This is a genomic window from Pseudomonas sp. MPR-R2A5 (assembly GCF_058793055.1).
In genome coordinates this window covers 172,603-197,575 of the sequence record NZ_JBXAFK010000001.1, presented here as the reverse complement: position 1 = coordinate 197,575, position 24,973 = coordinate 172,603, and the positions used below count along the sequence as shown (strand labels likewise).

21 protein-coding genes and 1 pseudogene are annotated in these 24,973 nt (G+C 61.0%); 14 read left to right on the top strand and 8 right to left on the bottom strand.

What is annotated here, in order from left to right; translation table 11 throughout:
- Positions 1-98: 98 nt before the first annotated feature.
- From AC1Q6I_RS00935 to AC1Q6I_RS00910, 6 genes are all read right to left on the bottom strand, one after another.
- A complete protein-coding gene (locus AC1Q6I_RS00935) occupies positions 99-731 on the bottom strand; it encodes a sarcosine oxidase subunit gamma (protein WP_024077781.1) in 633 nt (210 codons plus the stop codon).
- A 122-nt stretch (positions 732-853) separates the two neighbouring features.
- The gene (locus AC1Q6I_RS00930) at positions 854-3,871 is read right to left on the bottom strand and encodes a sarcosine oxidase subunit alpha (protein WP_024077782.1); all 3,018 of its coding nucleotides are present in this window, start codon (positions 3,869-3,871) and stop codon (positions 854-856) included.
- Positions 3,868-4,170, bottom strand: a complete 303-nt coding sequence (locus AC1Q6I_RS00925; protein WP_024077783.1) for a sarcosine oxidase subunit delta — start codon at positions 4,168-4,170, stop codon at positions 3,868-3,870. The genes AC1Q6I_RS00930 and AC1Q6I_RS00925 overlap by 4 nt, the downstream gene beginning before the upstream one ends.
- Positions 4,171-4,185: 15 nt before the next feature.
- Positions 4,186-5,436: a sarcosine oxidase subunit beta gene (locus AC1Q6I_RS00920; RefSeq protein WP_010207084.1), complete on the bottom strand. Its 1,251-nt coding sequence runs from the start codon at positions 5,434-5,436 to the stop codon at positions 4,186-4,188.
- 22 nt (positions 5,437-5,458) lie between these two features.
- Positions 5,459-6,712, bottom strand: coding sequence for a serine hydroxymethyltransferase (glyA, locus tag AC1Q6I_RS00915; RefSeq protein ID WP_024077784.1), 1,254 nt, complete (start codon positions 6,710-6,712; stop codon positions 5,459-5,461).
- Between the two features lie 256 nt (positions 6,713-6,968).
- Positions 6,969-7,697: a TraX family protein gene (locus AC1Q6I_RS00910; RefSeq protein ID WP_102625031.1), complete on the bottom strand. Its 729-nt coding sequence runs from the start codon at positions 7,695-7,697 to the stop codon at positions 6,969-6,971.
- Between the two features lie 90 nt (positions 7,698-7,787).
- Here AC1Q6I_RS00910 and AC1Q6I_RS00905 point away from each other — a divergent pair, with 90 nt between their 5' ends.
- A complete protein-coding gene (locus AC1Q6I_RS00905) occupies positions 7,788-8,828 on the top strand; it encodes a threonine aldolase family protein (RefSeq protein ID WP_003176549.1) in 1,041 nt (346 codons plus the stop codon).
- 103 nt (positions 8,829-8,931) lie between these two features.
- Here the strand turns inward: AC1Q6I_RS00905 and AC1Q6I_RS00900 are convergent, their stop codons facing one another.
- Entirely contained in the window at positions 8,932-10,749 is a 1,818-nt protein-coding gene (locus tag AC1Q6I_RS00900; protein ID WP_102625030.1) for a flavin monoamine oxidase family protein, read from the bottom strand.
- A 277-nt stretch (positions 10,750-11,026) separates the two neighbouring features.
- On the opposite strand from AC1Q6I_RS00900, the gene AC1Q6I_RS00895 reads away from it, so the two are divergent.
- Positions 11,027-12,472, top strand: a complete 1,446-nt coding sequence (locus AC1Q6I_RS00895) for a purine-cytosine permease family protein (protein ID WP_102625029.1) — start codon at positions 11,027-11,029, stop codon at positions 12,470-12,472.
- Positions 12,469-13,284, top strand: coding sequence for a nitrilase-related carbon-nitrogen hydrolase (locus AC1Q6I_RS00890; protein ID WP_024077788.1), 816 nt, complete (start codon positions 12,469-12,471; stop codon positions 13,282-13,284). The genes AC1Q6I_RS00895 and AC1Q6I_RS00890 overlap by 4 nt, the downstream gene beginning before the upstream one ends.
- A 3-nt stretch (positions 13,285-13,287) precedes the next feature.
- Here AC1Q6I_RS00890 and gbcB read toward each other — a convergent pair whose 3' ends face one another.
- Positions 13,288-14,388 carry a glycine betaine monooxygenase reductase subunit gene (gene gbcB / locus AC1Q6I_RS00885; RefSeq protein ID WP_024077789.1) on the bottom strand — a complete coding sequence of 367 codons (1,101 nt, stop codon included), beginning with the start codon at positions 14,386-14,388 and terminating at the stop codon, positions 13,288-13,290.
- Positions 14,389-14,669: 281 nt separating this feature from the next.
- On the opposite strand from gbcB, the gene gbca reads away from it, so the two are divergent.
- From gbca to AC1Q6I_RS00830, 11 genes and pseudogenes are all read left to right on the top strand, one after another.
- Positions 14,670-15,965 carry a glycine betaine monooxygenase oxygenase subunit gene (gene gbca, locus AC1Q6I_RS00880; RefSeq protein ID WP_024077790.1) on the top strand — a complete coding sequence of 432 codons (1,296 nt, stop codon included), beginning with the start codon at positions 14,670-14,672 and terminating at the stop codon, positions 15,963-15,965.
- Positions 15,966-16,777: 812 nt separating this feature from the next.
- The gene (locus AC1Q6I_RS00875) at positions 16,778-17,272 is read left to right on the top strand and encodes a type II secretion system protein (RefSeq protein WP_069077121.1); all 495 of its coding nucleotides are present in this window, start codon (positions 16,778-16,780) and stop codon (positions 17,270-17,272) included.
- Complete coding sequence (locus tag AC1Q6I_RS00870; protein WP_024077792.1) at positions 17,247-17,627, top strand: type II secretion system protein; 381 nt, start codon at positions 17,247-17,249, stop codon at positions 17,625-17,627. The genes AC1Q6I_RS00875 and AC1Q6I_RS00870 overlap by 26 nt, the downstream gene beginning before the upstream one ends.
- Entirely contained in the window at positions 17,614-18,120 is a 507-nt protein-coding gene (locus AC1Q6I_RS00865) for a type II secretion system protein (protein ID WP_173903798.1), read from the top strand. Before AC1Q6I_RS00870 ends, AC1Q6I_RS00865 begins: the two co-directional genes overlap by 14 nt.
- Positions 18,121-18,194: 74 nt before the next feature.
- Positions 18,195-19,691, top strand: a complete 1,497-nt coding sequence (locus tag AC1Q6I_RS00860; RefSeq protein WP_024077794.1) for a lytic polysaccharide monooxygenase — start codon at positions 18,195-18,197, stop codon at positions 19,689-19,691.
- Positions 19,692-19,984: 293 nt separating this feature from the next.
- A complete protein-coding gene (gene gspG, locus AC1Q6I_RS00855) occupies positions 19,985-20,416 on the top strand; it encodes a type II secretion system major pseudopilin GspG (protein ID WP_069077120.1) in 432 nt (143 codons plus the stop codon).
- Between the two features lie 6 nt (positions 20,417-20,422).
- A pseudogene (locus tag AC1Q6I_RS00850) lies at positions 20,423-20,887 on the top strand (transglycosylase SLT domain-containing protein).
- Positions 20,884-22,068: a type II secretion system F family protein gene (locus AC1Q6I_RS00845; protein WP_102625028.1), complete on the top strand. Its 1,185-nt coding sequence runs from the start codon at positions 20,884-20,886 to the stop codon at positions 22,066-22,068. Before AC1Q6I_RS00850 ends, AC1Q6I_RS00845 begins: the two are co-directional and overlap by 4 nt.
- A gap of 4 nt (positions 22,069-22,072) precedes the next feature.
- A complete protein-coding gene (locus tag AC1Q6I_RS00840) occupies positions 22,073-23,710 on the top strand; it encodes a GspE/PulE family protein (RefSeq protein ID WP_024077798.1) in 1,638 nt (545 codons plus the stop codon).
- Positions 23,691-24,416, top strand: a complete 726-nt coding sequence (locus AC1Q6I_RS00835; protein ID WP_024077799.1) for a hypothetical protein — start codon at positions 23,691-23,693, stop codon at positions 24,414-24,416. Before AC1Q6I_RS00840 ends, AC1Q6I_RS00835 begins: the two co-directional genes overlap by 20 nt.
- Positions 24,413-24,970 (top strand): hypothetical protein, encoded by a 558-nt coding sequence (locus AC1Q6I_RS00830; protein ID WP_069077117.1) that lies wholly within the window; start codon positions 24,413-24,415, stop codon positions 24,968-24,970. The genes AC1Q6I_RS00835 and AC1Q6I_RS00830 overlap by 4 nt, the downstream gene beginning before the upstream one ends.
- The last annotated feature ends 3 nt before the right edge of the window (positions 24,971-24,973 follow it).

Genomic DNA, 24,973 nt, shown 5'->3' with positions numbered 1-24,973 from the left:
AGCTTGCTGGCGAAAAATCCAAGGGCGCCGCGTTCATTCAGGATGCGCGCGTTATCGTTGACGTTTTTCGCGAGCAAGCTCGCTCCTACAGGGTCATATCAGGCTTGAACGCTCAGGCCGAATTCAGCCGAGGCGTCCTGCAACCACAGCCACCAGTAATCCGAGAAGCTGCGACGGATCACCAGCTCCCAGGTGTCTTCAGCGGTATGGCGGATCACCAGTTGCGACTTGGCGAACACCGTGCCCACCGCCTTGCCCACCGGGAAGTTATTGGGGTGCACGTCGTAGCTGGTGGACTTCATCAGCACATCACGCACGTTCGGGCCGCTCAGTTCGAGGATCTGCTGGCCGCCGCTGACGTTGACGACCTGGATATGCAGGTCGCCCAGCGCAGCACGCAGGTTTTGTTCGGCGGCGAATTCTTCACCGCTGGGCACGACCAGCAGCCACTCATCCGGGCCGAGCCATTGCAAGCTGGTTTCGCCTTTGACGATGACCTGCAGGGCGCCAGGCAACTCGATGCCCAGGGCTTTGTGTACGCCAGCGGCGAAGGCGGCGTCATGGCCGTCGCCACGGATGGTCAGGTGGCCGAGCAGTTTCTTTTCACGCACGGTCACGCCGGCGTTCTTGCGGCCCTTGCCGACCAGGCTGGCGAGGTCGGCATGGTGCAGCGACGACTCGGCCTTGGCGCCGGTGGTGGGGCGTTGTTGGTAAACATTGGCTGCTGTCATAAAGCACCTGTTTTGAATTCTGTGGTGACTGTTCTGGCCTCATCGGGGGCAAGCCCCCTCCCACATTTGGAATGCATTCCCTGTGGGAGGGGGCTCGCCTGCGATGCAGGCGACCCGGTCTATCAGATGTTCTGCCGCTCGCCTTTCGGGTCAAAGAACACCGAAGACACGATCTCCGCCTCGATCACACTGCCATCCGCTTGCGGCGAGAACACCCGCTCACCGATACGCTTCAAGCCGCCCTTGACCACCGCCATCGCAAACGAATAACCCAGGGAGTTATGCGCATAGCTGGAGGTGACGTGGCCAACCATCTTCATCGGAATCGCCTGCTTCGGATCGAACACCAACTGCGCGCCTTCCGGCAGCCACACTTTTGGATCGACCGGCTTCAAGCCCACCAGTTGCTTACGCTCTTCGCGCACGCAGTCTTCACGGTTCATGCCGCGCCAGCCGATCCACGAGAACGGTTTGGTGCGGCCTACGCACCAGCCCATGTTCAGGTCGTCCGGGGTCATCGAGCCGTCAGTGTCCTGGCCAACGATGATGAAACCTTTCTCGGCACGCAGTACGTGCATGGTTTCGGTGCCGTACGGGGTCAGGTTGTACTTTTTGCCCGCCTCGACGATTTGCTCCAGCACGCCCATGGCGTAGTCGGCCTGCACGTTGACTTCGTACGACAACTCACCGGTAAACGAGATACGGAACACCCGCGCCGGCACACCGCCAACCAAGCCTTCCTTCCAGGTCATGAACGGGAAGCCGTCCTTGTCCAGGTCGATGTCGGTGACTTCCGCCAACAGCTTGCGGCTGTTGGGGCCGGACAGGGTCATGGTCGCCCAGTGGTCGGTGACCGAGGTGAAGTACACCTTCAGGTCCGGCCATTCGGTCTGCTGGTAGATTTCCAGCCACTGGAGTACGCGAGCCGCGCCGCCGGTGGTGGTGGTCATCAGGAAGTGGTTGTCGGCAAGGCAGGCGGTGACGCCGTCGTCGAAGACCATGCCGTCTTCCTTGCACATCAGGCCGTAGCGCGCCTTGCCCACGTCGAGCTTGGTCCAGGCGTTGCTATAGATGCGGTTGAGGAACTCACGCGCATCCGGGCCCTGGATGTCGATCTTGCCGAGGGTGGAGGCATCCAGCAGGCCGACGCTGTCGCGCACGGCCAGGCATTCACGTTTCACGGCGGCGTGCAGGTCTTCGCCATTGCGTGGGAAGTACCATGGGCGTTTCCACTGGCCGACATCTTCAAATTCGGCGCCGTTTTTAACGTGCCAGGCGTGCAGCGCGGTGTAGCGCACCGGCTCGAAGATATGCCCACAGTGACGGCCCGCTACCGCGCCGAAGGTCACCGGCGTGTAGTTGGGACGGAACATGGTGGTGCCCATCTGCGGGATGGTCACGTTCAGCGAGCGCGCGGCAATCGCCAGGCCGTTGACGTTACCCAGCTTGCCCTGGTCGGTGCCGAAACCCAGCGCGGTGTAGCGCTTGACGTGCTCGACCGACTCGAAACCCTCGCGGGTAGCAAGCTCGATGGCGGCGGCGGTGACGTCGTTCTGCAGGTCGACAAATTGCTTCGGCGCCCGTGCGGTAGCTTTCTCGTGAGGCACTTGGAACAGCGCCAGGGTCGGCTCTTCAAGACGGCTCAAGGCTTTGGGCAACGTGCCTTCCACCGGGGTAAAGCCGGCTTCGCTGGCCGCGCGCACGCCGCCTTCAAAACCGTCCGCCAGGGAATCGCCAAGGCCGTAGACGCCATTGATGCCACCGACGCACACGCGTTTCTGCGGGGCTTCGCCCGGTACAAAACCGAGGATGTCTTCACGCCAGGTCGGTTTGCCGCCCAGGTGCGAGGCCAAGTGGACCACCGGGCTGTAGCCGCCGGAGCTGGCCACCAGGTCGCAGTCCAGCCACTCGCCGGGGCTGGTGACTTTGTGGGCTTTCACATCGATGGCAGCCACGCGAGCGGCGGTGACGTGCTTACTGCCACGGGCTTCGATCACGGCGCTGCCAGTGAGGATACGAATGCCTTTGGCGCGCGCTTCTTCCACCAGCGCGCCACGTGGGTTGTGACGGGCATCGGCCACGGCGACCACCTGCAGGCCAGCGTCAAACCAGTCCAGGGCAACGCGGTAGGCGTGATCGTTGTTGGTCGACAGCACCAGTTTCTTGCCCGGTGCCACGCCATAGCGGCGCACGTAGGTGGAGACCGCGCCGGCGAGCATATTGCCCGGTACATCGTTGTTGCCGTACACCAGCGGACGCTCACACGCACCGGTCGCCAGGACCACACGCTTGGCACGCACACGGTGGATGCGCTGGCGCACCTGGCCAATCGGTGCACGGTCACCGAGATGGTCGGTCAGGCGCTCGTGAATGGTCAGGAAGTTATGGTCGTGGTAACCGTTGACGGTGGCTCGGGGCAGCAGCACCACGTCCGGCAGGGCTTTCAGTTCGGCGATAACGCTGGCGACCCATTCCGTGGCGGGCTTGCCGTCGAGGCTTTCGCGGGAGTCGAGCAAGGAACCGCCGAACTCTTCCTGCTCATCGGCGATGATCACGCGGGCACCGCTGCGCGCGGCGGCCAGTGCAGCCGCCAGGCCAGCAGGGCCGGCGCCGACCACCAGCACGTCGCAATGACGGTTGAAGTTGTCGTAGGTGTCCGGATCGTTCTCGGTCGGCGAGCGGCCAAGGCCGGCAGCCTTGCGGATGTACTTCTCGTAGGTCATCCAGAACGATTGCGGGTACATGAAGGTTTTGTAGTAGAAACCCGGCGGCATCAGCTTGCCGCCGACCTTGCCAAGAATGCCCATCATGTCGTTGTTCACGCTCGGCCAGCCGTTGGTGCTGGTGGCAACCAACCCCTGGTACAGCGCCTGTTGCGTAGCACGCACGTTGGGAATCTGGGTGGCTTCGGTGGCACCGATCTGCAGCACCGCGTTCGGCTCTTCGGCGCCGGCGGCAAAGATGCCGCGTGGGCGCGAATACTTGAAGCTGCGGCCGATGATGTCGACGCCGTTGGCCAGCAATGCAGCGGCCAGGGTGTCACCTTCGAAGCCTTTGTAGCTCTGGCCGTTGAAGCTGAAGGTCAGGACTTTGTTACGGTCGATCCGGCCACCGTTGGACAGGCGATTGATCTGGCTCATACCTTCTCTCCAGAAGCCTTGGCGGTGAATTGCGGCTTGCTGCCAATCTTGTAGGTTTCAAGAATTTCGTAGGTCACGGTGTCGCGGGTCGCGTTGAAATACTGGCGGCAACCGGCGGCGTGAATCCACAGTTCGTGGTGCAACCCACGCGGGTTATCGCGGAAGAACATGTAGTCGCCCCACTCTTCATCGGTGCAGGCGTTCGGGTCCAGCGGGCGCGGGATGTGCGCTTGGCCGGACGCGTGGAATTCCTCTTCGGAGCGCAGTTCGCCACAGTGAGGACAGAAGATATGCAACATAGGGAATTTCTCCTGTTAGTGGGCGACGGCCGCAGCGCCGTGTTCGTCGATCAACGCACCGTTGTGGAAACGGTCGATGGAGAAAGGTGCAGCCAATGGGTGCATCTCACCTTTGGCCAGGCTGGCGGCAAACACGTTGCCTGAGCCTGGGGTGGCCTTGAAGCCACCGGTACCCCAACCGCAGTTGAAGAACATGTTCGGCACCGGGGTCTTGGAGATGATCGGGCAGGCATCCGGGGTGGTGTCGACGATACCGCCCCACTGGCGGTTCATGCGCACCCGCGACAGCACGGGGAACATCTCGACGATGGCCTGGATGGTGTGTTCGATCACCGGGTACGAGCCGCGCTGGCCATAGCCGTTGTAACCGTCGATACCGGCGCCGATCACCAGGTCGCCCTTGTCGGACTGGCTGATGTAACCGTGCACGGCGTTGGACATGATCACGCTGTCGATAATCGGCTTGATCGGCTCCGACACCAACGCTTGCAGCGGGTGGGATTCGATCGGCAAACGGAAGCCGGCGAGGGACGCCATGTGCCCGGAGTTACCCGCGGTGACCACACCGACGCGCTTGGCGCCGATAAAACCCTTGTTGGTTTCCACGCCGATGCACACGCCGTTTTCCTTGCGGAAGCCGATCACTTCGGTCTGCTGGATCAAGTCCACGCCGAGGGCGTCGGCCGCACGGGCAAAGCCCCAGGCCACGGCATCGTGACGGGCCACGCCGCCGCGACGTTGCACGGTGGCGCCGAGTACCGGGTAGCGCGTGTTTTTCGAGCAATCCAGGTACGGAATCTCGTCGGCCACTTGCTTGGCATTCAGCAACTCGCCATCCACGCCGTTAAGGCGGTTGGCGCTGACGCGACGTTCGGAATCACGGATGTCCTGCAGGGTGTGGCACAGGTTGTAGACGCCACGCTGGGAGAACATCACGTTGTAGTTCAGGTCTTGGGACAGGCCTTCCCACAGTTTCATCGCGTGTTCGTACAGGTGCGCCGACTCGTCCCACAGGTAGTTGGAGCGCACGATGGTGGTGTTGCGCGCGGTGTTACCGCCGCCCAGCCAGCCTTTCTCGACCACGGCCACGTTGGTGATGCCGTGCTCTTTGGCCAGGTAGTAGGCGGTTGCCAGACCATGCCCGCCGCCGCCGACGATGACCACGTCGTAGACCTTTTTAGGGGTCGGCGTGCGCCACATCTTCTGCCAGTTTTCGTGATGGCTGAGTGAGTGCTTGAAGAGGCCGAAGCCCGAGTAGCGTTGCATAGTCATTACTCCAAAACCGCGCTCAGCGATAAACCGGGAAATCAGCGCACAGGGCAGACACGTGCTTGGCCACGTTGGCCTCGACGTCGGCATCGCCGAGGTTGTCGAGGATGTCGCAGATCCAGCCGGCCAGCTCGATGCACTGCGGCACCTTGAAACCACGCGTGGTCACCGCCGGGGTGCCGATGCGCAGGCCCGAGGTCACGAACGGCGACTGCGGGTCGTTCGGTACGGCGTTCTTGTTGACGGTGATGTGGGCGCGACCGAGGGCGGCGTCCGCCTCTTTGCCGGTGAGGCCCTGACGGATCAGGCTGACCAGGAACAGGTGGTTATCGGTGCCGCCGGACACTACATCGTAGCCGCGTTTGATAAACACGCTGGCCATGGCCTGGGCATTGTCGATCACTTGTTGCTGGTAGGCCTTGAAGCCTGGCTCCTGGGCTTCCTTGAAGCACACCGCCTTGCCGGCGATCACATGCATCAGCGGGCCGCCCTGGGCGCCGGGGAATACGGCAGCGTTGAGTTTCTTCTCGATTTCTTCGTTGGCCTTGGCCAGGATCAAACCGCCACGGGGACCGCGCAGGGTCTTGTGGGTGGTGGTGGTGACCACATCGGCGTACGGCAGCGGGTTCGGGTACAGGCCAGCGGCGACCAGGCCAGCAACGTGGGCCATGTCGACGAACAGCAGCGCCCCGACCTTGTCGGCGATCGCGCGAAAACGTGGGAAATCCAGGGTCTTGGAGTAGGCGGAGAAACCGGCCACTACCATCTTCGGTTTGTGTTCTACGGCCAGGCGCTCGACTTCGTCGTAGTCGATCAGGCCGGTGTCGGTGTTGATGCCGTACTGCACGGCGTTGTACAGCTTGCCCGAGGACGACACTTTGGCGCCGTGGGTCAGGTGGCCGCCGTGGGCCAGGCTCATGCCGAGGATGGTGTCGCCGGCGTTCAGCAGCGCCAGGTAAACCGCACTGTTGGCGGAGGAGCCGGAGTGCGGCTGTACGTTGGCGTAATCGGCGCCGAACAGCTGCTTGGCGCGCTCGATGGCCAGGGCCTCGACCTTGTCCACGTGCTCGCAACCACCGTAGTAGCGCTTGCCTGGGTAGCCTTCGGCGTATTTGTTGGTGAGGCCGCTGCCCTGGGCTTCCATGACGCGCTTGCTGGTGTAGTTCTCCGACGCGATCAGCTCGATATGATCTTCCTGACGTTGCTCCTCGGCATTCATCGCCGCCAGCAGTGCATCGTCATAACCCTGGATCTGGTCTTTCTTGCTGAACATCGCGTCTCTCCCAGCCTTTCGTATTGTTGAGGCCCGTGCACGGTGGCATAGCCCTTTGATGCGATGGTAGGGCTGGCGCAGGCAGGTCAAATGCCTACGGACGCCACGCAAAGGTGCGTTTACGACATTGCCTGCAAATGACCCTGGCCCCTGTAGGAGCGAGCTTGCTCGCGAAAAACCTGAGGGCGCGGTGTTCATTCAGGCAATCCGCATGATCGTTGACGTTTTTCGCGAGCAAGCTCGCTCCTACAGGAGGTCAGGCGATGATCTTGCGGACGAGTAGCAGCAGCAGGAAATGCAGGGGATAGAGGGCATAAGCCCAGCGGCGCATGGCTGGCGGCGAGGCGCCGCGGGCATGTCGCAACAGGACCAATCCCGCCAACGGCGCAATCAGGCACGCCGCCAACCCCATCAGCGCCACCGGCGTGCCGCTATCGAGCAGGATCTGCCATTGGTTGGCAGCCACGCACACCAGGCCCGGCAACAGGCTGAAATACCAAGGCCTGCGAAACACCAACAGCATCGCCAGTGGCAGCAATACACCAAAGAAACCGAACATTAACTGCGTCGAAAATACCGCGGCTATCGTGACAGCGATCAGCGCCAATCCTCGATCAACCAGCGCCTTCTGCTGCCATCCTCGGGCAACCAGCAACCCCAAGGCCAGGGTCGGCAGCACATTCAACGTATCGGCATCGTCGATAAACATCCGGTACGGCACTTCGCTGATCACACTGAACAGCAACAACCAACCCAGGTAGCGCCACTGGCCGGTCACGGGCGCGTTCCTGACCCGATGCAGATTCGCCGCAATCGCCAGGCAAAACCACGGGAACGCCAGGCGTCCTGGTACATACAGGCCATCCAGGCTCAGGCCGACGTAGCGCAGGTGATCAAGCACCATGCACAGCAGCGCCAGCCACTTGAGCAAATCCAAAGCGCCATCACGGACACGTCCGACAGCCATCGTTTCAGTACCGTGCATAATTCCCCAGTGACTTTGCATTTACAGTGCGTGCGCACGCCCGACAATCTTGGTTAAAGTGCGCACCAACATCGACCACAGGAATGGGCCATGACCGACAAGAGCCAGCAATTCGCCAGCGACAACTATTCCGGCATCTGCCCGGAAGCCTGGGCCGCCATGGAACAAGCCAACCACGGCCACCAGCGCGCCTATGGCGACGATGAATGGACCCACCGCGCCGCCGACGGTTTCCGTAACCTGTTCGAAACCGACTGCGAAGTGTTCTTCGCCTTCAACGGCACCGCCGCCAACTCCCTGGCGCTGTCTTCGCTGTGCCAGAGCTACCATAGCGTGATTTGCTCAGAAACCGCCCACGTCGAAACCGACGAGTGCGGCGCACCGGAGTTTTTCTCCAACGGCTCGAAACTGCTCACTGCCCGCACTGAAAACGGCAAGCTGACCCCGGAATCGATCCGCGAGATCGCCCTCAAGCGCCAGGACATCCATTACCCCAAGCCGCGCGTAGTGACCCTGACCCAGGCGACGGAAGTCGGCAGCGTCTACACCCCGGAAGAAATCCGCGCCATCAGCGCCACCTGCAAGGAACTCGGCCTGAACCTGCACATGGACGGCGCGCGCTTTTCCAACGCCTGTGCGTTTCTCGGCTGCTCACCCGCCGACCTGACCTGGAAAGCCGGGGTGGACGTGTTGTGCTTCGGCGGCACCAAGAACGGCATGGCCGTGGGTGAAGCCATCCTGTTCTTCAACCACAAGCTGGCCGAAGACTTCGACTACCGCTGCAAACAGGCCGGCCAACTGGCCTCGAAGATGCGCTTCCTCTCCGCCCCCTGGGTGGGCCTGCTGGAAAACGACGCCTGGCTCAAACACGCACGCCACGCCAACCACTGCGCGCAGTTGCTCAGCAGCCTGGTGGCGGATATTCCCGGCGTGGAGTTGATGTTCCCGGTGCAGGCCAACGGCGTGTTCCTGCAACTGTCGGAACCGGCGATTGCAGCGTTGACGGCCAAGGGCTGGCGCTTCTACACCTTTATCGGCAAAGGCGGCGCGCGGTTCATGTGTGCGTGGGATACCGAAGAAGAACGCGTGCGCGAACTGGCGGCGGATATTCGCGAAGTCATGGGTGCCTGAAACGACGGCCGCGCAAGCCCGCGTCGCAGCCTCATGACCTGCGACGCGCAGCTGGAGCCACTTGCGCGCCTATCGCGCCCGCACCTCACTCACACACCTATGCTCACAAGGCTTTGGGCTGAAGCGCTTGCCATTCATCAATGGGGCCGCGGTTGGTGAGCAAGGTCCCACCGTTGAAGTGCACCGCCAGTTTATTTACGGCGTTCAAGGCCGTCGTTACCGCCCCTTCCGCCCAGCCCCCCGTCCAGGAAACATCGTCCCCGGCGAGAATGAACCCATCGGGTTGCCCACTCGACACACCGTTCATGAACTGGGAAAACAGCAAGCGCTGGTACTCGTATTGTCCCGGCAGGTTCATTTTGAACGCGCACAGGAAAAACGGCTGCTCTTCCCAGTTGATCTCGACAAAGGGATTGGTCATGCCGAACTCAGCCGCCAGGTTCAACTGATGAGGGGCGTACACGCTATCCAGCAAGCTTGTGCATAACTGCACATGAGACGGCAGCGGCGCACTGCGATCACCCAGGAATTTGAGGCTGTCGTCATTCCAGGTGTAAGACAAAAACATGCCACTGCCTCTGTGAGGCCCTTCGCTGCGGCCGTAGTCCAGCAGGTAGGTGCCACGGGTGATTCGGTCCGACAACGTCACGCTCATCTTGTGCTGCAAATCCACGCCCACGTCGGTCCAGAACGGTCGTTTGGTTTGCGCGAAGATTTTTGCCGACTGCATGTAATGGGTGTACATCACCGCTTCCCATTCCTTGGGGGACAACAGGTCATTCATCTGATTGAAGCGGGCAGCGCCGTCCATATAACGGAATTTATCGAGGATCCGCTTTTGAGGGGTATAGACCACGGCAGGAAAGGTGTATTGGCGCTCGCCTGCCAGATGATGATCAAACACCCACACGTCGAATTTGCCATCCGGCCGCCGCAGGATCTGCCGCACTTCCTGCTTCAAAGGCTGAGCGATGACCTGGGTGGTCAGGCCTCGGACGGTGGTACCCGCAGGCCAATGAACCATAGCGTCGCCAAAAGTATCCGGGGCACGCGTCCAAAGTCGGTTTGGCAGCTCACTGGAGCCGTCGTACATCAGCTTGTGGTTGGTATCCAGCCCGGTATACAGCACCCGTAACACCTCCAGGAAGCAGTTCGGGTAATCGGTGTTCCAACCGCCTGTGCCGAAGCCGATCTGGCCGAACAGATCGATATCTTCGCGGCTCCAACCCGCCTGCTCGACCATCGCGGCAAAAAAACTGAGGTTGTCCCAACCCGCATCAAGGATCGCGTTCCACAGGGCTTTGATCTTGGCTTGATCCAGGCTGCCCTCGGACATTGCCGTTTCCATCTCAGTGAACTTGATCGGGTTCTGCTCAAGAAACACGTTGAATAACTTATCCTCGATCTCAGCGTAATCAGGCGGCAGGTTATCGCGTTCGTAATAGACCTGTTGCTGCTGATAGTCGACGACCGTACTGGGGGTAAACGCCGACCCCGGATTGGGAAAATCGGTCGAACGGGCCGTCATGCCAACTTTGTTGAAATAGTGCATCAACGCCTTGCCTGAAACAGGAAAGCGCATGGCACCCAGCTCGCAGATGACGCTGTTATCCGGATCTTGCGGATTACCTGCCACATGGGAATACAGTCGCCCACCGATGCGATCACTGGCCTCTACCACCACCGGGTGCAACCCCATGCGCATGACTTCATAGGCCGTCACCAGGCCGGCGACCCCGCCCCCGACGATCAATACCTGGCTGCCATACGCCAGGTGGGATACCCGCGCCAGCGGCGTGCCCTGACTGGCGGCCGTCTCAAGAAACCGGGCGTAATGAAAAGGAAAGTCTGGAATCAGTGCAGTGACATCGTTGGCAAGCAAACGCGCTGCACCTTTACTGCGAGAGGGAATAGCAGACATGGTCATCATCCTTGGCATGAAATGAGGACGTCCACCTACTGCTTCAATGCGAAGGGCGAATACGACGGCTGAGATGCTCAGCGTAGTTAGTTGTAGGAAATGTCTCTATATCACTTGGGAATAAAAAACTGATGCGTCATACAGGCCTTGTGTCAGCAGGCTTCAGGCAATCAGTTCAGAAATTCGTGAAGTGATTATTTGCGAATAGCGATTCAATTGTCTTTTTAGTTACAAGACTCTTCGTAGCCTCACTTAATAAAAACAGACCGTGATGCCTATGAACGCGCCCTCCAACCGATCGGCTGCCCCGCCCTCCGCCACGCTGAAAATCGAAACCCGTTCCATTGACTACGTGCCGCGCAATGAGCGCCACGGCAAGGTCTGGCATCAGGCGCCGTTCTGGTTCACCGGTAACTTCGTACTGACCACCCTGGTCACCGGGTTTACCGGCGCCGCCTTGGGGCTGAGCCTGGTGTACGCGATCCTGGCGATAGTCATCGGCGTGTGCCTGGGCACGTTTGCCATGGCGTTCCATGCCAACCAGGGGCCGCGCATGGGGTTGCCGCAGATGATCCAGTCGCGGGCACAGTTCGGCCTGCGCGGGGCCATCGTGCCCTTTATCGCCGTGGTGTTCGTGTACATCGGCTTTAACGTGTTCAACGTGATCCTGGCGACCGACGCCATCAATACCGTGCTGCCCGGCAACCGTGCACCGTGGTACGCCTTGATGATCATCCTGGCAGTGGTGATCGCCGTGATCGGCCACGACCTCCTGCACACTGTGCAACGCTGGCTGACCTACGTGATGATCAGCGTGTTCGCGGTCCTCACGGTCGCCGCCGTGATGTACCTGCAGGCCGACACCGCGGTGGTCGACGCACATTTTTCCTGGTCGGCCTTTCTGATTCAGCTTTCAGCCGCAGCGGGTTACCAGATCAGCTACGCCGTCTACGTCTCGGATTACTCGCGCTACCTGCCGCATAACACGCCGTCGCGCAGCGTCATCTTCTGGACCTACCTGGGGGCCGCCGGCTCGGCGCTGTGGCTGATGTCGCTGGGGGCCTTCCTCGCCTCGGCGCTGCCCTCGCCCGACGCCATCGGCAGCGTACAGGCCGTGGGCAACCAACTGCTTCCGGGGTTTGGCACCTTTACCGTGTTGATCGCAGTACCCGCGCTGGTCGGCATCATGGCGGTCAACTGCTACGGCGCGATGCTCACCGGGATCAGTGCCATTGACGGTTTTGTACCGATCAAGCCGCGGATCAGGAGCCGCATCGTTGGGATCAGCCTGGTGGCCGCGGTGATTTTTGTGATTGCCTTGAGTATCCCCGAGAGCTACCTGAACAGCTTCAACACCTTCGTCCTCTTGATGCTGTATTTCCTGGTGCCCTGGACAGCCGTCAACCTCGCAGATTTCTATGCCATACGAAAAGGGCACTACGCAATCAGCGACATTTTCAACCCGGCCGGTATCTATGGGCGCTGGTCGAGCGCCGGGCTCATTGCCTATTTCCTCGGCCTGGCGGCAATGATTCCGTTTATGTCGCTGGGTTTTTATCAAGGACCGATCAGCGTGATGCTGGGCGGCGCGGATGTTGCGTTCGTCGTCGGCCTGGCGGTCTCGGCAATGGTCTACTGCATGATGAGCCGCCACCTCGACCACGCCGCCGAAGCGCGGGCCGTGCAAGCCAGTGAGCGAGCGTTGGAAGGAGACCTGTCGTGACCCTGCTACGCGTGGTTTGTCATCAACTGGCGCCGCGTATCGGCGATACCCACTACAACCGGACGCTGACCGAGCGCTCGATTCGCGCAGCGGCCAGCCTTAATGCGCAGGTGATCGTCCTGCCTGAGCTGGTTCAGAGCGGCTACATGTTCACGGACCTGGAGGAAGCCCACGAGGCCTCCGAGACACGCGACGGTCCGACCCTGAGCCTGTGGAAAAGCCTCGCGCAAGCGCTGGGGATCATCATCGTCGCAGGCTTCTGCGAGCGCCTGAGCGCGGGACGCGTCGCCAACAGTGCCGCGCTGGTCGAACCCAGCGGGCGGTTGACGGTGTATCGCAAGGCGCACCTGTGGGACCGCGAAAAACTGATCTTCACCGCCGGTGATGCACCGCCTCCGGTGGTCGACACCGCCGTCGGGCGGATCGGCATGATGATCTGCTACGACCTGGAACTGCCGGAGTGGGTACGCCTGGCAGCACTGGCGGAAGCCGACCTGCTCTGCGCCCCGGTGAACTGGCCGGACGGCCCGCGCCCCGTGGGTGAACGGCCGGCAGAGATCGTGCGGGTCCAGGCCAATGCGGCGGTCAACCGCATGTTCATCGCTGCGTGCGACCGTTATGGCGAAGAACGTGGCGTCAATTGGGTAGGCGGTTCGGTCATCGTCGACGCCGATGGCTACCCGCTGGCCGGAGCAGCCTCCCAGCCGATGGAACAACAATGGGTGGCCGACCTGCCACTGGCACAGGCCAGGAACAAGTCAATCAGCGACCACAACCATGTTCATCGGGATCGTCGGCCGGGGCTGTACTGAGCCTCAGAACTCGATGCGCACATCGCCCTTCGGCACACTGCAGCACGACAGGATGTAGCCTTCGGCTTCGTCCTCCTCGGTGATCCCGCCGTTGTGGTCCATCTCGACCTCGCCCCCCAGCTTCAGCACCTTGCATGTGCCGCAGATCCCCATGCCGCAGGCTTTCGGGATCAACAGGCCCAGCTTGGCGGCCGCCGCATGCACGGTTTCGCCCGGGGCCACGCGAATGCTCTTGCCCGAGGCAATGAATTCCACTTGGTGCAGGTCTGCCAGATCGATTTCCGGCGCATCGGCGGCTTGTTCGGCCTGCTCCACGGCATCCGCCCGCGCTTCCGGCGGCGTAGCGCCAAAGGACTCCTCGTGATACCGCGCCATGTCGAAACCGGCCACTTCCAGCAGGCGCTTCACCGCGTTCATATACGGCGTAGGCCCGCAGCAGAACACTTCGCGCTCCAGGAAGTCCGGCACCATCAGTTCCAGCATCTTGTGGTTCAGATAACCGCGATAACCCGCCCAAGGCTCACCCAACCCGTGTTTCTCGCAGATCAGGTGCAGGCTGAAGTTATCGATCCGCGACGCCATATGCTCCAACTCGCGGTGGTAGATGATGTCTTTGGGCGAGCGGGCGCTGTGGATAAACGTCATGTCGACGTTGGCGTTGGTGTCGTAGAACCAGCGGGCCATGGACATCACCGGGGTAATCCCCACGCCGCCACTGAGGTACAGCACTTTCGGGCTGGGGAAGTCGATGGCATTGAACAGCCCGACCGGCCCGTGCACCGCCAGCTCCTGGCCCTCATGCAGGGTGTCGTGCAGCCAATTGGAGACCTTGCCGCCCGGCACGCGCTTGATGGTCACCGAGAAGCTGTAGGGCACCGACGGCGAACTGGAAATGGTGTAGGAGCGCATGATCGGCTGGCCGTCGATTTCCAACTCCAGGGTGACGAACTGCCCCGGCTTGAAAAAGAACAGGATCGGCTGGTCGGCCATGAAGCAGAAGGTGCGCACGTCCCAGGTTTCCTGGATGACTTTGACGCAACGGACAATGTGCCGACCATTGGCCCAGGTCTGGGTGGTTACCGGATTCAGGAAATTATTGGACATGTTGTTCTCCACCGCCGAGGTCGGCCTTATGGTGGCGATTCTGCGTAACGCGAGAACCGCCCACTTACCTATCTGCGACATTCACATACTTATCGCGACCAGCCCCCATACCACGGGGCTTGCGCGTCGGGATCAGAGTGGGCCATGTCGCTCATGGATAAGGTTCGCCGCATCAGCAGCCCCACACTCGCTCCCAACAACGACGCTTTCTTTACGCCTTGCTGCACACCTGATCAGCCACTATTCGCCGGCCACACAGAATGGCCATGAGGACACACACGATGGACGTCACCGCAACCTTAAGCTTGGGCGATCCGCTGGAACCCGCACGCAAGGCCACCGCGCAGATGCTGCAAGAGCGCGAGCGCACGTTTTCGCTGCCACAGCCGTTCTACTCTGATGACCGGCTGTTTGATATCGACATGCAGGAGATCTTCCAGAAAGAGTGGTTGATCGCCGGCATGACCTGCGAGATCCCCACCAAGGGCAACTACCTGACCCTGCAAGTGGGCAAGAACCCGATCATCGTGATCCGTGGCGCCGAAGGCGTGGTGCACGCGTTCCACAACGTCTGCCGCCACCGCGGTTCGCGCCTGTGCACCAGCGACAAGGGCAAGGTGGCCAAGCTGGTCTGCCACTACCACCAATGGACCTACGAACTGGACGGGCGGCTGCTGTTCGCCGGCACCGAGATGGGCGCCGACTTCGACATGAAGCAGTACGGCTTGAAGCCGGTGAACGTGAAGACCGCCGGCGGTTATATCTTTATCAGCCTGGCCGAGAACCCGCCGGCCATCGATGATTTCCTGTCGACCCTGAACCACTACATGGAACCCTACGACATGGAGAACACCAAGGTGGCGGTGCAAACCACCTTGATGGAAAAGGCCAACTGGAAACTGGTGCTGGAAAACAACCGCGAATGCTACCACTGCAACGCGTCGCACCCGGAACTGCTGAAAACCCTGCTGGAGTGGGACGACGTCACCGACCCGCGCGCCGACCAGGCCTTCAAGGACCACGTGGCCGCCTCCGCCGCTGCCTGGGACGCCGAGAAGATCCCTTACGCCCACGCCAGCTTCGGCCTGCGCAACCGTATCGTGCGCATGCCGCTGCTCAAGGGCACCGTGTCCATGACCATGGACGGCAAGCAGGGCTGCGCCAAGCTGATGGGCCGCATCAAGAACCCGGACCTGGGCTCGATGCGCATCCTGCACCTGCCGCACTCGTGGAACCACTGCATGGGCGATCACATCATCGTGTTCACCGTGTGGCCGATCAGCGCCCAGGAAACCATGGTCACCACCAAGTGGCTGGTGCACAAGGACGCCGTGGAAGGCGTGGACTACGACGTGGAACGCATGCGCCAGGTGTGGGACGCCACCAACGACCAGGACCGTCGCCTGGCCGAGGAGAACCAGCGCGGCATCAACTCCAGCGCCTACCAGCCGGGCCCGTACTCCAAGACCTATGAGTTCGGCGTGGTGAACTTTGTGGATTGGTACAGCGAGCGCATGTTGAGCAACCTGGGCGCGGCGCCAGCGCCTTACCTCAAGGGCGTGGCTGCACACGAATAACCGATACCCACCGCTCAAAAATGTGGAAGGGGGATTGCCCCCCTCCCACACTTGAACCTCACACTGCTTAATATTTGATCAAATCTCTCGCAGACCACTGCCAGCCTGCCCTCCAGCCTTTGCCCAACAACTTATCCACAAAGCCACCCACAGCAATTGTGGGCAACTGCGCTCACCCCGCAAAATAAACCGAAGAAAATCCGTGACTTATTCAGATCACCGGGTTTCGCCGCCCATTGATCACTTTTCGACCAACACCCTGAAAGGCCCGTCGCCTATGGCCTGTAGCTGAACGCAAACACCTTATCCACAGAACCGCCAACAGACTTTGGGGGCAACTTCACGCCTTCTGTGGAAAACTGCTGCAAGACGCGATAAATAGGGGCTTACAGCCTTTTACAGGCGCAAAAACACACAATCGATCAATATTTAACCAAGACTGGCAAAGCCACGTATTACCTGGCCCGTAGCCGATAGCGAACATCTTATCCACAGAACCGCCAACAGACTTTGGGGGCAAGTCGACCGCAGGCAGCGGCCTTATCCACACTAAAATCCCCGTAAAAACCGTCACTTAGGGTGATCACTTTTCATACAGCGCGCTACAGGCGTGACTTTACGTGGCCTGTGGACAACCGCGAACACCTTATCCACAGCCACGTGCACAGCCATTGTGGGTAACCACCGTTTATCCGCCAGTTGTACAAAAAACACTCTGTTTAAAACTTCATCTACACTCACCCTTGCAGTTACGTCCATTGGCCTGGGTTAGTGCTGAAGTCCTTGGCGGGTTAGAGGGAGGTTGAACAGTGATGTGGCAGGGGCCTCCCAGCCATCACTGCGCTAAAGGTTTTACGCTGATTGAATTGCTACTGACGCTGGCCTTGCTGGCCACGCTGTCGACAGTGGCTTATCCGCTGACGGCGTTGATGGGTAAACGCGATCGAGAACTGGACTTGCAACGGTCGTTGCGGGAAATACGCCGCGCGATTGATTCCTACAAAGAGGCCGCCGACGACGGCCGTATTCAAAAAAGTATCGGCGACAGCGGCTATCCACCCACCTTGCAAGCCTTGGTCGAGGGGGTCACCGACCAGACCGACCTCAAAGGCAAGAAACTCTTCTTCCTGCGCCGCATTCCCCGCGACCCCGTCTGCGAGTGTCCCGAACTGTCGCCTGCCCAAACCTGGCAACTGCGCAGCTACCAGAGCAGCGCCGATAACCCACAAGAGGGGAAAGATGTCTTTGACGTTTCATCCCGCAGCACACGGGAGAGTTTGAATGGAACGTTATACAGCCAGTGGTAATCGGGGTTTTACCCTGATTGAACTGCTGGTGGTCATGGCCATTATCGCCACCCTTATGACCCTGGTGACCCCCCAGTACTTTCGCCAGCACGCCAAGGCCCAGGAAACCGTGCTGCGCCATAACCTGTCTTCCATCCGCCAGGCGCTCGACCAATACCGCGAAGACCACGGTGCCAATCCCGAGTCCCTGCAAGCCCTGGTGGACCGCCGCTACCTGCGCGAAATCCCCCTCGACCCGCTGACCGGCAAGCGCGATACCTGGCAATTGCAACCTTCCGACGAACAAGGCCTGGGCGATGTGCGCAGTGGCGCCCCCGGCAATGCAAATGACGGGAGCGCCTATGCGGATTGGTAAACAGCGTCAACACGGTTCGGTGTTCATGGGCATGTTGGTGACGGTAGCGGTGGTGGCCGTGATGCTGATGGAAGTGGGCACGCTCACGGCCAGCGTGTTGCAGCGTGAGCGCGAGCTGGAGCTGCTGGCGCGGGGGAATGAAATCCGCCGCGCGATCGGCCTGTATTACAGCGCCGGCCACACCTTTCCGAAATCCCTCGATGACCTGGTGCTCGACCGCCGCCAACCGACCGTCAAGCGCTACCTGCGCCGGGTCTATGCCGACCCGCTGAGCGGCAGCACCGAATGGGGCGTGGTGGCGGGGCCGGGCGAAACCATCATGGGGGTGTTCAGCAAGGCCAACGGCACGCCGTTCAAACAAGGTAATTTTTCAGTCAAGGATCAGAGTTTTACAGGGCAAGGTAGTTATCAAGGGTGGGTGTTTCTGTACGGTCCTGGACAGAGTAAACCCGCAACCCGCACCACTCCCATGGGAGATCAGACGACCCGATGATGCCAATGCACTCACACAACTGATCGTTCCAGCAGTTCGGAACTTGTTTATCTGAATTGAAGGTGGATTCGAACATGAATAACTACGCGAAAAGACTTTGCACATGGACATTGGCGGCGCTGTGTCTGGCGCCGGCCTTGAGTTGGGCACATGGCGCGGTGGATCAGCCCATATCACGCCAGGTCTACTGCAGAACGCTCCCGGATTTCTGGTCGGGCAACCCCAGCGATGCCGGTTGCGCTGCCTTAGCCAAGAAAAGTGGTCAGTATCCAGGCCAGCAGTGGAACGAAGTGGCGCATTTGATCAAGGAGCCCGGTTATAACGATCCGGAAACGGTTAAAAGAGAAGTGCCAGACGGCACGCTTTGCGCGGCGGCAGATATAAAAAAAGACGGCCTGAACATTGTGTCAGATGATTGGTATCGGACCGACGTCGTTCCCTCCAATGGCATGATCGACGTTCGCATCATCGGTACAGCGCCGCACGTTCCCAGCTTTGCGAAAGTGTTCCTGACAAGACCTGGTTTTGACCCGACCCGATCACCGTTGACCTGGAATGACTTGGTCCTTATTCACACCGAACAACTGCCCACGGCCCAAACCAACTGGGGCAGCAATCCTCCTGCGCTACCTTCCTCCGGGTATTTCAAGTTCCCGGTACCTATCCCCTCGGGGCAAATAGGCAAAGCGACCCTGTTCGTTCAGTGGCAGCGTATCGATCCGGCAGGCGAGGGTTTCTATAACTGCAGCGATATCAACATTGCAGGGGGTGGAGTCCCGGCACCATGGGTGGATCTGGGTCAATTCATCGATGCTGTCATGAACGAGCTCAAAGCCGGTGATTCCGTGCACTTCCGTATCCTGGACAACACACCGCAAGCCAAAGAAGTCGTAGACATCACCCTCCCCATTACCCCAAGCAACCTGGACCCCAAAATATGGGGCCGGCAGTTGGCGGACCAAATCAATCCAAGCATCGCCAAAGTTGGGGAAAAACAGGGTAGTAACATCGTGTTCAACCCAACGGATCCGAGCGTCAACTCTGTGTTCACAACGGCCAAGGGTTACTCCAAGGCGATGGCCATTATCCCAGGCGGCGAAAAGCCGATCGATCCACGCGCACCTGAAGCCGTGATCGACTCCCACGCGCCCGTTAAATCAGGTGACACGTTCACCATGAACGGCAGAAACTCCAAGTTTTACAACAACGGTCCAATCCGGTGGCAGTGGGACAACGACTTCCTCGGCGGTAACTTTCATGAATCGACAGCCACGTTCACTGCGCCAACGGTAGATAAAACCACCACCGTCAATATCAGCCTGACGGTATATGACGGCAGCAACTATAAAAATGACCGAGCAACGACTACGGTTACGGTCAACCCCGGCAGCGGTGGAGGGGAATACCCTGCGTATGTGCCGGGGACCAATTACAAGGCCGGAGACAAGGTGTCCCATAATGGCAGCAACTATGAATGCAAACCTTGGCCGGCAACCGGTTGGTGCTCACTTCCAGCGTATGAACCGGGGCACGCAAATGGCAATTGGGTAAACGCTTGGGACAAGCTATAACCATTAAGCCGCCTGCTTGATACATTCAGCGCCGCATACCTTATGCGGCGTTTTTATAGGCGTTATTCATTCACCGGCCCAATATAAGAGCCAAAGGTTATAGCCAAATCCCCGTCCCCCTATATTTATCAACGCTATAATTGAACCCATGCAAAAACCGCGAAGAGACTAAGTGTCACAAGACCCAGCGTTATAGAACATATGAAGTCCTACCGGCGGTGCCCGCCAAACAGCGGGCCGGGAGAGTTACACACAACCGCCGTACCTTGGCACTCCCAACAGGGTATCTCTCCATGCGCACTCGCACCTTTATCCACAGCCCCGCTCGCGGCTTCACGTTGCTGGAGTTGCTGGTCGTCCTGCTGATCATCGCCCTGCTTGCCGGCTACGTCGGCCCGAAGATGTTTGATCGCCTGGAACTGGCCAAGGTCCAGACCGCCCAAGGCCAAATGAAGTCCCTCGCCGATGCCCTGAACCAGTACCGCCTGGACAACGGCAATTACCCGGACGAAACACTCGGCTTGAATGCGCTCACTACACGCCCCGCCAACGCGAACAATTGGCAAGGCCCCTATTTGAAAGTGTTGCCGCCAGACCCCTGGGGCAACCCTTATCTCTACAAGAATCCCGGTACACCACCCAACGATGCAGAAATCATCTCCTTGGGGCGCGACGGCAAGGCCGGTGGCGTGAACACCTACGCCGACATCGTGTACGGCTTGTGACCCACCATGCACACACTACGAATCGCCCTGACGTTGCTGTGCCTTTCCGGCGTCGCCGAGGCCGACTGCTGGCAGCTGGCAGCCAGCCGCTACCACGTCGACCCCCTCTTGCTGTACGCCATCGCCAAGGTCGAATCCGGCCTCAACCCCAGCGCGCGCAATATCAACAGCGACGGCAGCCAGGACATCGGCCTGATGCAAATCAACAGCCGCCACTTGCCCGCACTGGCTCGATTCGGCATCTCCGAACAGCACCTGCTCACCCAGCCCTGCACCAGTGTGATGGTCGGCGCATGGATCCTTGCCGGTTTTATCCGCTAGCAGGGTTACGGCTGGCAGGCAATCGGCGCCTATAACGCGGGGGCCAAGGCGGATCGACAAGCGCAGCGTTCACGCTATGCCCTGGCGGTATGGCGCTACTACTCCGAGTTGTTGCAGCAACGCCAGCAACTGGCCAGGCAATCACCATGATCGACATCGACGCGCGCATCATCCGCAACGGCCATTTGCAGTCCCTGCGCCTGCAAGCCCTCGATATCGCCCAGGCACGCCAGCAACTGCAGGCCGACGGCGCCCAGGTCATTTCATTGAAAGCCCGCCGCCCACTCAAGCTGCCCAGCCGCCGCACCCGGTTCGCCCTGGGCCTGTTTATCCAGGAACTGGTGGTGCTGCTCGATGCCGGCCTGGTGCTGGTGGAAGCCGTGGAAACCCTGCGCGACAAAGCCCCCCAGGGCATCAACCGGCAGGTCATGAGCGATCTGCTCACGTCCATGTACGAAGGCAACTCGCTGTCCAAGGCGATGCAGCTCAAGCCACAGACCTTTCCTTCGCTGTTGATCGCCACCGTGGCGTCCTCGGAACACAGCGGCCAGTTGGCCGTCGCCCTGCGCCGCTACCACCATTTCGAGGCGCACCTGGAAACCGTGAAAAAACGCGTCAGCGGCGCCCTGATGTACCCCTTGGTGGTGCTCAGCGTGGGCGCGTTGATCCTGCTGTTCCTGCTGTTCTTCGTGATCCCGCGTTTTGCCTCGGTGTTCGACGCGGTCGCCGACCTGCCAGCGACGGCACGCTTCATGGTGTGGTGGGGCGCGTTGGTGGAGGCGCGCGGCATGGAGCTGCTGCTTGGCGTGGTGCTGGCGATTGCCGGGCTGGCGTTGCTGTTTCGCAGTGCCGGTTTCAAACGTCGCGCCGCCAGCCTGTTCTGGAAAATCCCCAGCCTGGGCGCCCAGCGCACGTTGTTCGTGCTCGCGCGGTTTTATCGCACCGCCGGCATGCTGCTGATGGGTGGGATGCCAGTGGTCACGGCCGTGCAATTGTCCGGCGCGCTGCTGCCCGTCGAGCGTCAAGCCGACCTGCACCAGGCCCTGACCGATATCCAGGCCGGCCAGCCCCTGTCCACTTCGCTGGCCCGCCACCAACTGACCACCGCCGTCGCCGAGCGCCTGTTGCGCGTGGGTGAGCAGAGCGGCGAGCTGGCGGCCATGTGCGAGCGTATCGCGCAGTTCCACGATGAAGCGCTGGAACGCGCCATCGAGCTGTTCAGCAAAGTCTTCGAGCCCCTGCTGATGCTGGTGGTGGGCGGGCTGATCGGCTTGATCGTGTTCATGTTGTACATGCCGATTTTCGAGTTGGCGGGTTCCATCCAGGGGTAGCGCGATGAGCGAACAGACACGGCAATGGCAAGCACTCGCGGCGCAACGGGGCCTGTCCCTGGCCGATTACCTGCGCGAAGTGCTGCACACCGTGCCCGACCAGTTGCCCATGATCGCCACCACCCTGGGCCTGATCCCCATCGAGCCCGCACACCTCGCCGAGCACTGGCGCTTCGACCTGCTGGCGCTGCCCCAGGCACTGATCCACAACGTGCTGCCCGTGGACTATCAGGGCCGGCCCTGCCTGGTACTCGGAGAGCCTTTCACCCTGCGTGATCGCCACTGGATTCAATCCACCCAAAGCCTGCGTGCCTTGCCCCTGGCCATGAGCCTGCCCGATGCGGTCAAGGCCCAATTGAGCCTGGCCGAAGCGAGCCAGCGGGTCATGCAACCCTTTGGCGAGGACGACGAAAACGTCCGGGTCAGCCAAGCCGCCCAGGAAATTTCCCTGAGCAGCATCGCCCGCGACGACAACCCGGTGGTGCGCCTGGTCAACTCCATGCTGTTCGATGCACTGCAAAGCCGCGCCAGCGATATCCATGTGGAAAGCACGCCCCAGGGCCTGGTGATCAAGTACCGCATCGACGGCGTGTTGCAGCAGATGGGCCAGGCCAGCGGGATGGACATGGCAGAACAGGCGCTGTCGCGGATCAAGGTGTTGTCGGAGCTGGATATCGGCGAGCGGCGGGTGCCCCAGGACGGGCGTTTCAAGATGAAAATCCAGGGGCGCGAAGTGGATTTTCGCGTGTCGATCATGCCCAGCATCCACGGTGAAGATGCGGTGCTGCGGATCCTCGACAAATCCCAGCGCGGCGAGTCCCTGAGCCTGGAAACCCTGGGTTTGAACGCCGATACCATAACGCGCATCCGTGTGTTGGCCAGCGAGCCTTATGGGATGCTGCTGGTGACCGGGCCCACCGGCAGCGGCAAATCCACCACGCTCTACGCCGCCTTGTCGGAGACCAATACCGGCGAGAAAAAAATCATCACCATCGAAGACCCGGTGGAATACGAACTGCCCGGCGTACTGCAAATCCCGGTGAACGACAAGAAGGGGCTGACGTTCGCCCGTGGCCTGCGCTCGATCCTGCGCCATGACCCGGACACCATCCTGGTGGGGGAAATCCGCGACGGTGAAACAGCGGGCATTGCCGTGCAGGCGGCGTTGACCGGGCACCTGGTGCTGTCGTCGGTGCATGCCAACAGCGCCTTCAGCGTGCTGGAGCGTTTTACCTATATGGACGTGGACCCGGCCAGTTTCGTCGAAGCCCTCAATGGCGTGGTTGCCCAACGCCTGGTGCGGCGCATTTGCCCGGACTGCGGCGTGGACGCGGAGCCCGACGCGGACCTCGCGCGCCTGGCCCAGCTGCCCGAAACCCAGCTCAGGCAAGGCCATTACCGCGAAGGCAAAGGCTGCGAGGCCTGTCGCCATACCGGTTATCGCGGCCGGCTCGCCCTGGCGGAGGTGCTGAGCGTCACCGACAGCATCAAGGAGGGCCTGCTCCATCGCAGCTCGGCGTCAACCCTGCGCGAACTGGCGCGCGAAGCCGGCCACGTGTTCATCCGCGATATCGCCCTGGCCCACGCGGCCCAGGGCGACACCACGCTCAAGGAGCTGCACCGTGTCATTTCCCTTTATTGAGCACGTGGTGTGGCTGCACAGTACCGGTGTCGCCTGGGCCGCGCGCGCCCGCGGGCGCAATGCGAAGGTGTGGGGTGCCCAGCAGGCCGGCGCCCCCCTGGGCGCCTGCGCCGAACTGTTGGCACAGGCCCCTCGCGGCCGCGTGCGCTTGCTTGATCGGGCCAAGGTGCTGCTGGGGTTTCCCCACGTGCACTACCTGATGCTGCCGTGGCAAACCGGCCTGTACAGCGCAGGCGACTGGCAAGGTTTCGCCGAGGCCACCTTCAACCAACAGGCCGGCATCGACCCTGAGCGCTGGCAGGTGCAGGTCGCCGCTGGTGCGTTCGGCGATGAGCGCCTGGCCGTGGCCGCCCCACGGGACCTGCTGCACGACCTGCGCGAGCTGTTCAAGCTGCAGCGGTTGCCCCTGGTGACCTGCGCACCGCTGCTGACGGCGGTGGCGCAGCAGTACTGGCGGCAATTGCCGGCTGATTGCGTACTGGCCGTGCCGGAAGCCGAGAGCCTCAGTTGCCTTTATCGGCACCAGGGTCGTGCCGATCAAGTGTGCGTGATATCGACACAGCCCGGCAGCACCTTGAGCGACAACCTGTTCACCGCCGACCTGCTGGCCCAGCGACAGGCGCCCGCTACCCGGGTCGTCGCCAACAGCCCCACCGAGCATTGGCTGGGCCCCCTGCACCCGTGGCTGGGAGCGCCGTTACCATGATTACCCGGCTGACTGCCCGCCTCGCTCGCGCCCGGCAACAGGGCTACGCCCCCCACGTCGACTTCCAACGGGCCAGCGCCACCCATCGACCGCTGGTGGCGGCATTGTGGCTGGTGGCGACCCTGCTGATCATCCAGGCATGGCAGCAATGGGACGCCATGGCGCAACAGCAGCAACAGACCGATGCCCTGGAGCAGCGCTTTACCCAGTTGACCCGCCGCCAGGAGCAATTGATCCAGGCGGCTATTCGCCTGTCGCCCCGGCAGAAACAACAGGTGGCGGCCTTTACCCAACAGTCCAGCACACCCTTTGCGCTGATGAACGCCGTGGCGCGGGCCTGGTCCGGCGAGGTCGCCTTGACGCGCGTAGAGGTCAACACCCAGGCCCAGTTGCTGCACCTGGACCTGGAAGCCAAAGGGCTGGGTGACGCGTTTCGCTTTGTCGAGCGGCTCAAGGCCCAACCCGGTGTCCAGGTGAACCTGCAACAAAGCGCGCGCAAAACCACTGACCCACAGCACCCCGTGCAGGTCAAACTCAGCGTTGGCGCGAGGTAGCCC

Bases quoted from the DNA above. Each gene is read 5' to 3' on its own strand.
- AC1Q6I_RS00870 (WP_024077792.1), top strand. From the start codon at position 17,247: ATGGAACGTTATACAGCCAGTGGTAATCGGGGTTTTACCCTGATTGAA.
- AC1Q6I_RS00895 (WP_102625029.1), top strand. From the start codon at position 11,027: ATGAACGCGCCCTCCAACCGATCGGCTGCCCCGCCCTCCGCCACGCTG.
- AC1Q6I_RS00905 (WP_003176549.1), top strand. From the start codon at position 7,788: ATGACCGACAAGAGCCAGCAATTCGCCAGCGACAACTATTCCGGCATC.
- AC1Q6I_RS00900 (WP_102625030.1), bottom strand. From the start codon at position 10,749: ATGTCTGCTATTCCCTCTCGCAGTAAAGGTGCAGCGCGTTTGCTTGCC.
- AC1Q6I_RS00910 (WP_102625031.1), bottom strand. From the start codon at position 7,697: ATGCACGGTACTGAAACGATGGCTGTCGGACGTGTCCGTGATGGCGCT.
- gbca (WP_024077790.1), top strand. From the start codon at position 14,670: ATGGACGTCACCGCAACCTTAAGCTTGGGCGATCCGCTGGAACCCGCA.
- AC1Q6I_RS00830 (WP_069077117.1), top strand. From the start codon at position 24,413: ATGATTACCCGGCTGACTGCCCGCCTCGCTCGCGCCCGGCAACAGGGC.
- AC1Q6I_RS00865 (WP_173903798.1), top strand. From the start codon at position 17,614: ATGCGGATTGGTAAACAGCGTCAACACGGTTCGGTGTTCATGGGCATG.
- AC1Q6I_RS00920 (WP_010207084.1), bottom strand. From the start codon at position 5,436: ATGCAACGCTACTCGGGCTTCGGCCTCTTCAAGCACTCACTCAGCCAT.
- gspG (WP_069077120.1), top strand. From the start codon at position 19,985: ATGCGCACTCGCACCTTTATCCACAGCCCCGCTCGCGGCTTCACGTTG.
- AC1Q6I_RS00930 (WP_024077782.1), bottom strand. From the start codon at position 3,871: ATGAGCCAGATCAATCGCCTGTCCAACGGTGGCCGGATCGACCGTAAC.
- AC1Q6I_RS00845 (WP_102625028.1), top strand. From the start codon at position 20,884: ATGATCGACATCGACGCGCGCATCATCCGCAACGGCCATTTGCAGTCC.
- glyA (WP_024077784.1), bottom strand. From the start codon at position 6,712: ATGTTCAGCAAGAAAGACCAGATCCAGGGTTATGACGATGCACTGCTG.
- AC1Q6I_RS00875 (WP_069077121.1), top strand. From the start codon at position 16,778: ATGTGGCAGGGGCCTCCCAGCCATCACTGCGCTAAAGGTTTTACGCTG.
- AC1Q6I_RS00860 (WP_024077794.1), top strand. From the start codon at position 18,195: ATGAATAACTACGCGAAAAGACTTTGCACATGGACATTGGCGGCGCTG.
- AC1Q6I_RS00925 (WP_024077783.1), bottom strand. From the start codon at position 4,170: ATGTTGCATATCTTCTGTCCTCACTGTGGCGAACTGCGCTCCGAAGAG.
- AC1Q6I_RS00840 (WP_024077798.1), top strand. From the start codon at position 22,073: ATGAGCGAACAGACACGGCAATGGCAAGCACTCGCGGCGCAACGGGGC.
- AC1Q6I_RS00935 (WP_024077781.1), bottom strand. From the start codon at position 731: ATGACAGCAGCCAATGTTTACCAACAACGCCCCACCACCGGCGCCAAG.
- gbcB (WP_024077789.1), bottom strand. From the start codon at position 14,388: ATGTCCAATAATTTCCTGAATCCGGTAACCACCCAGACCTGGGCCAAT.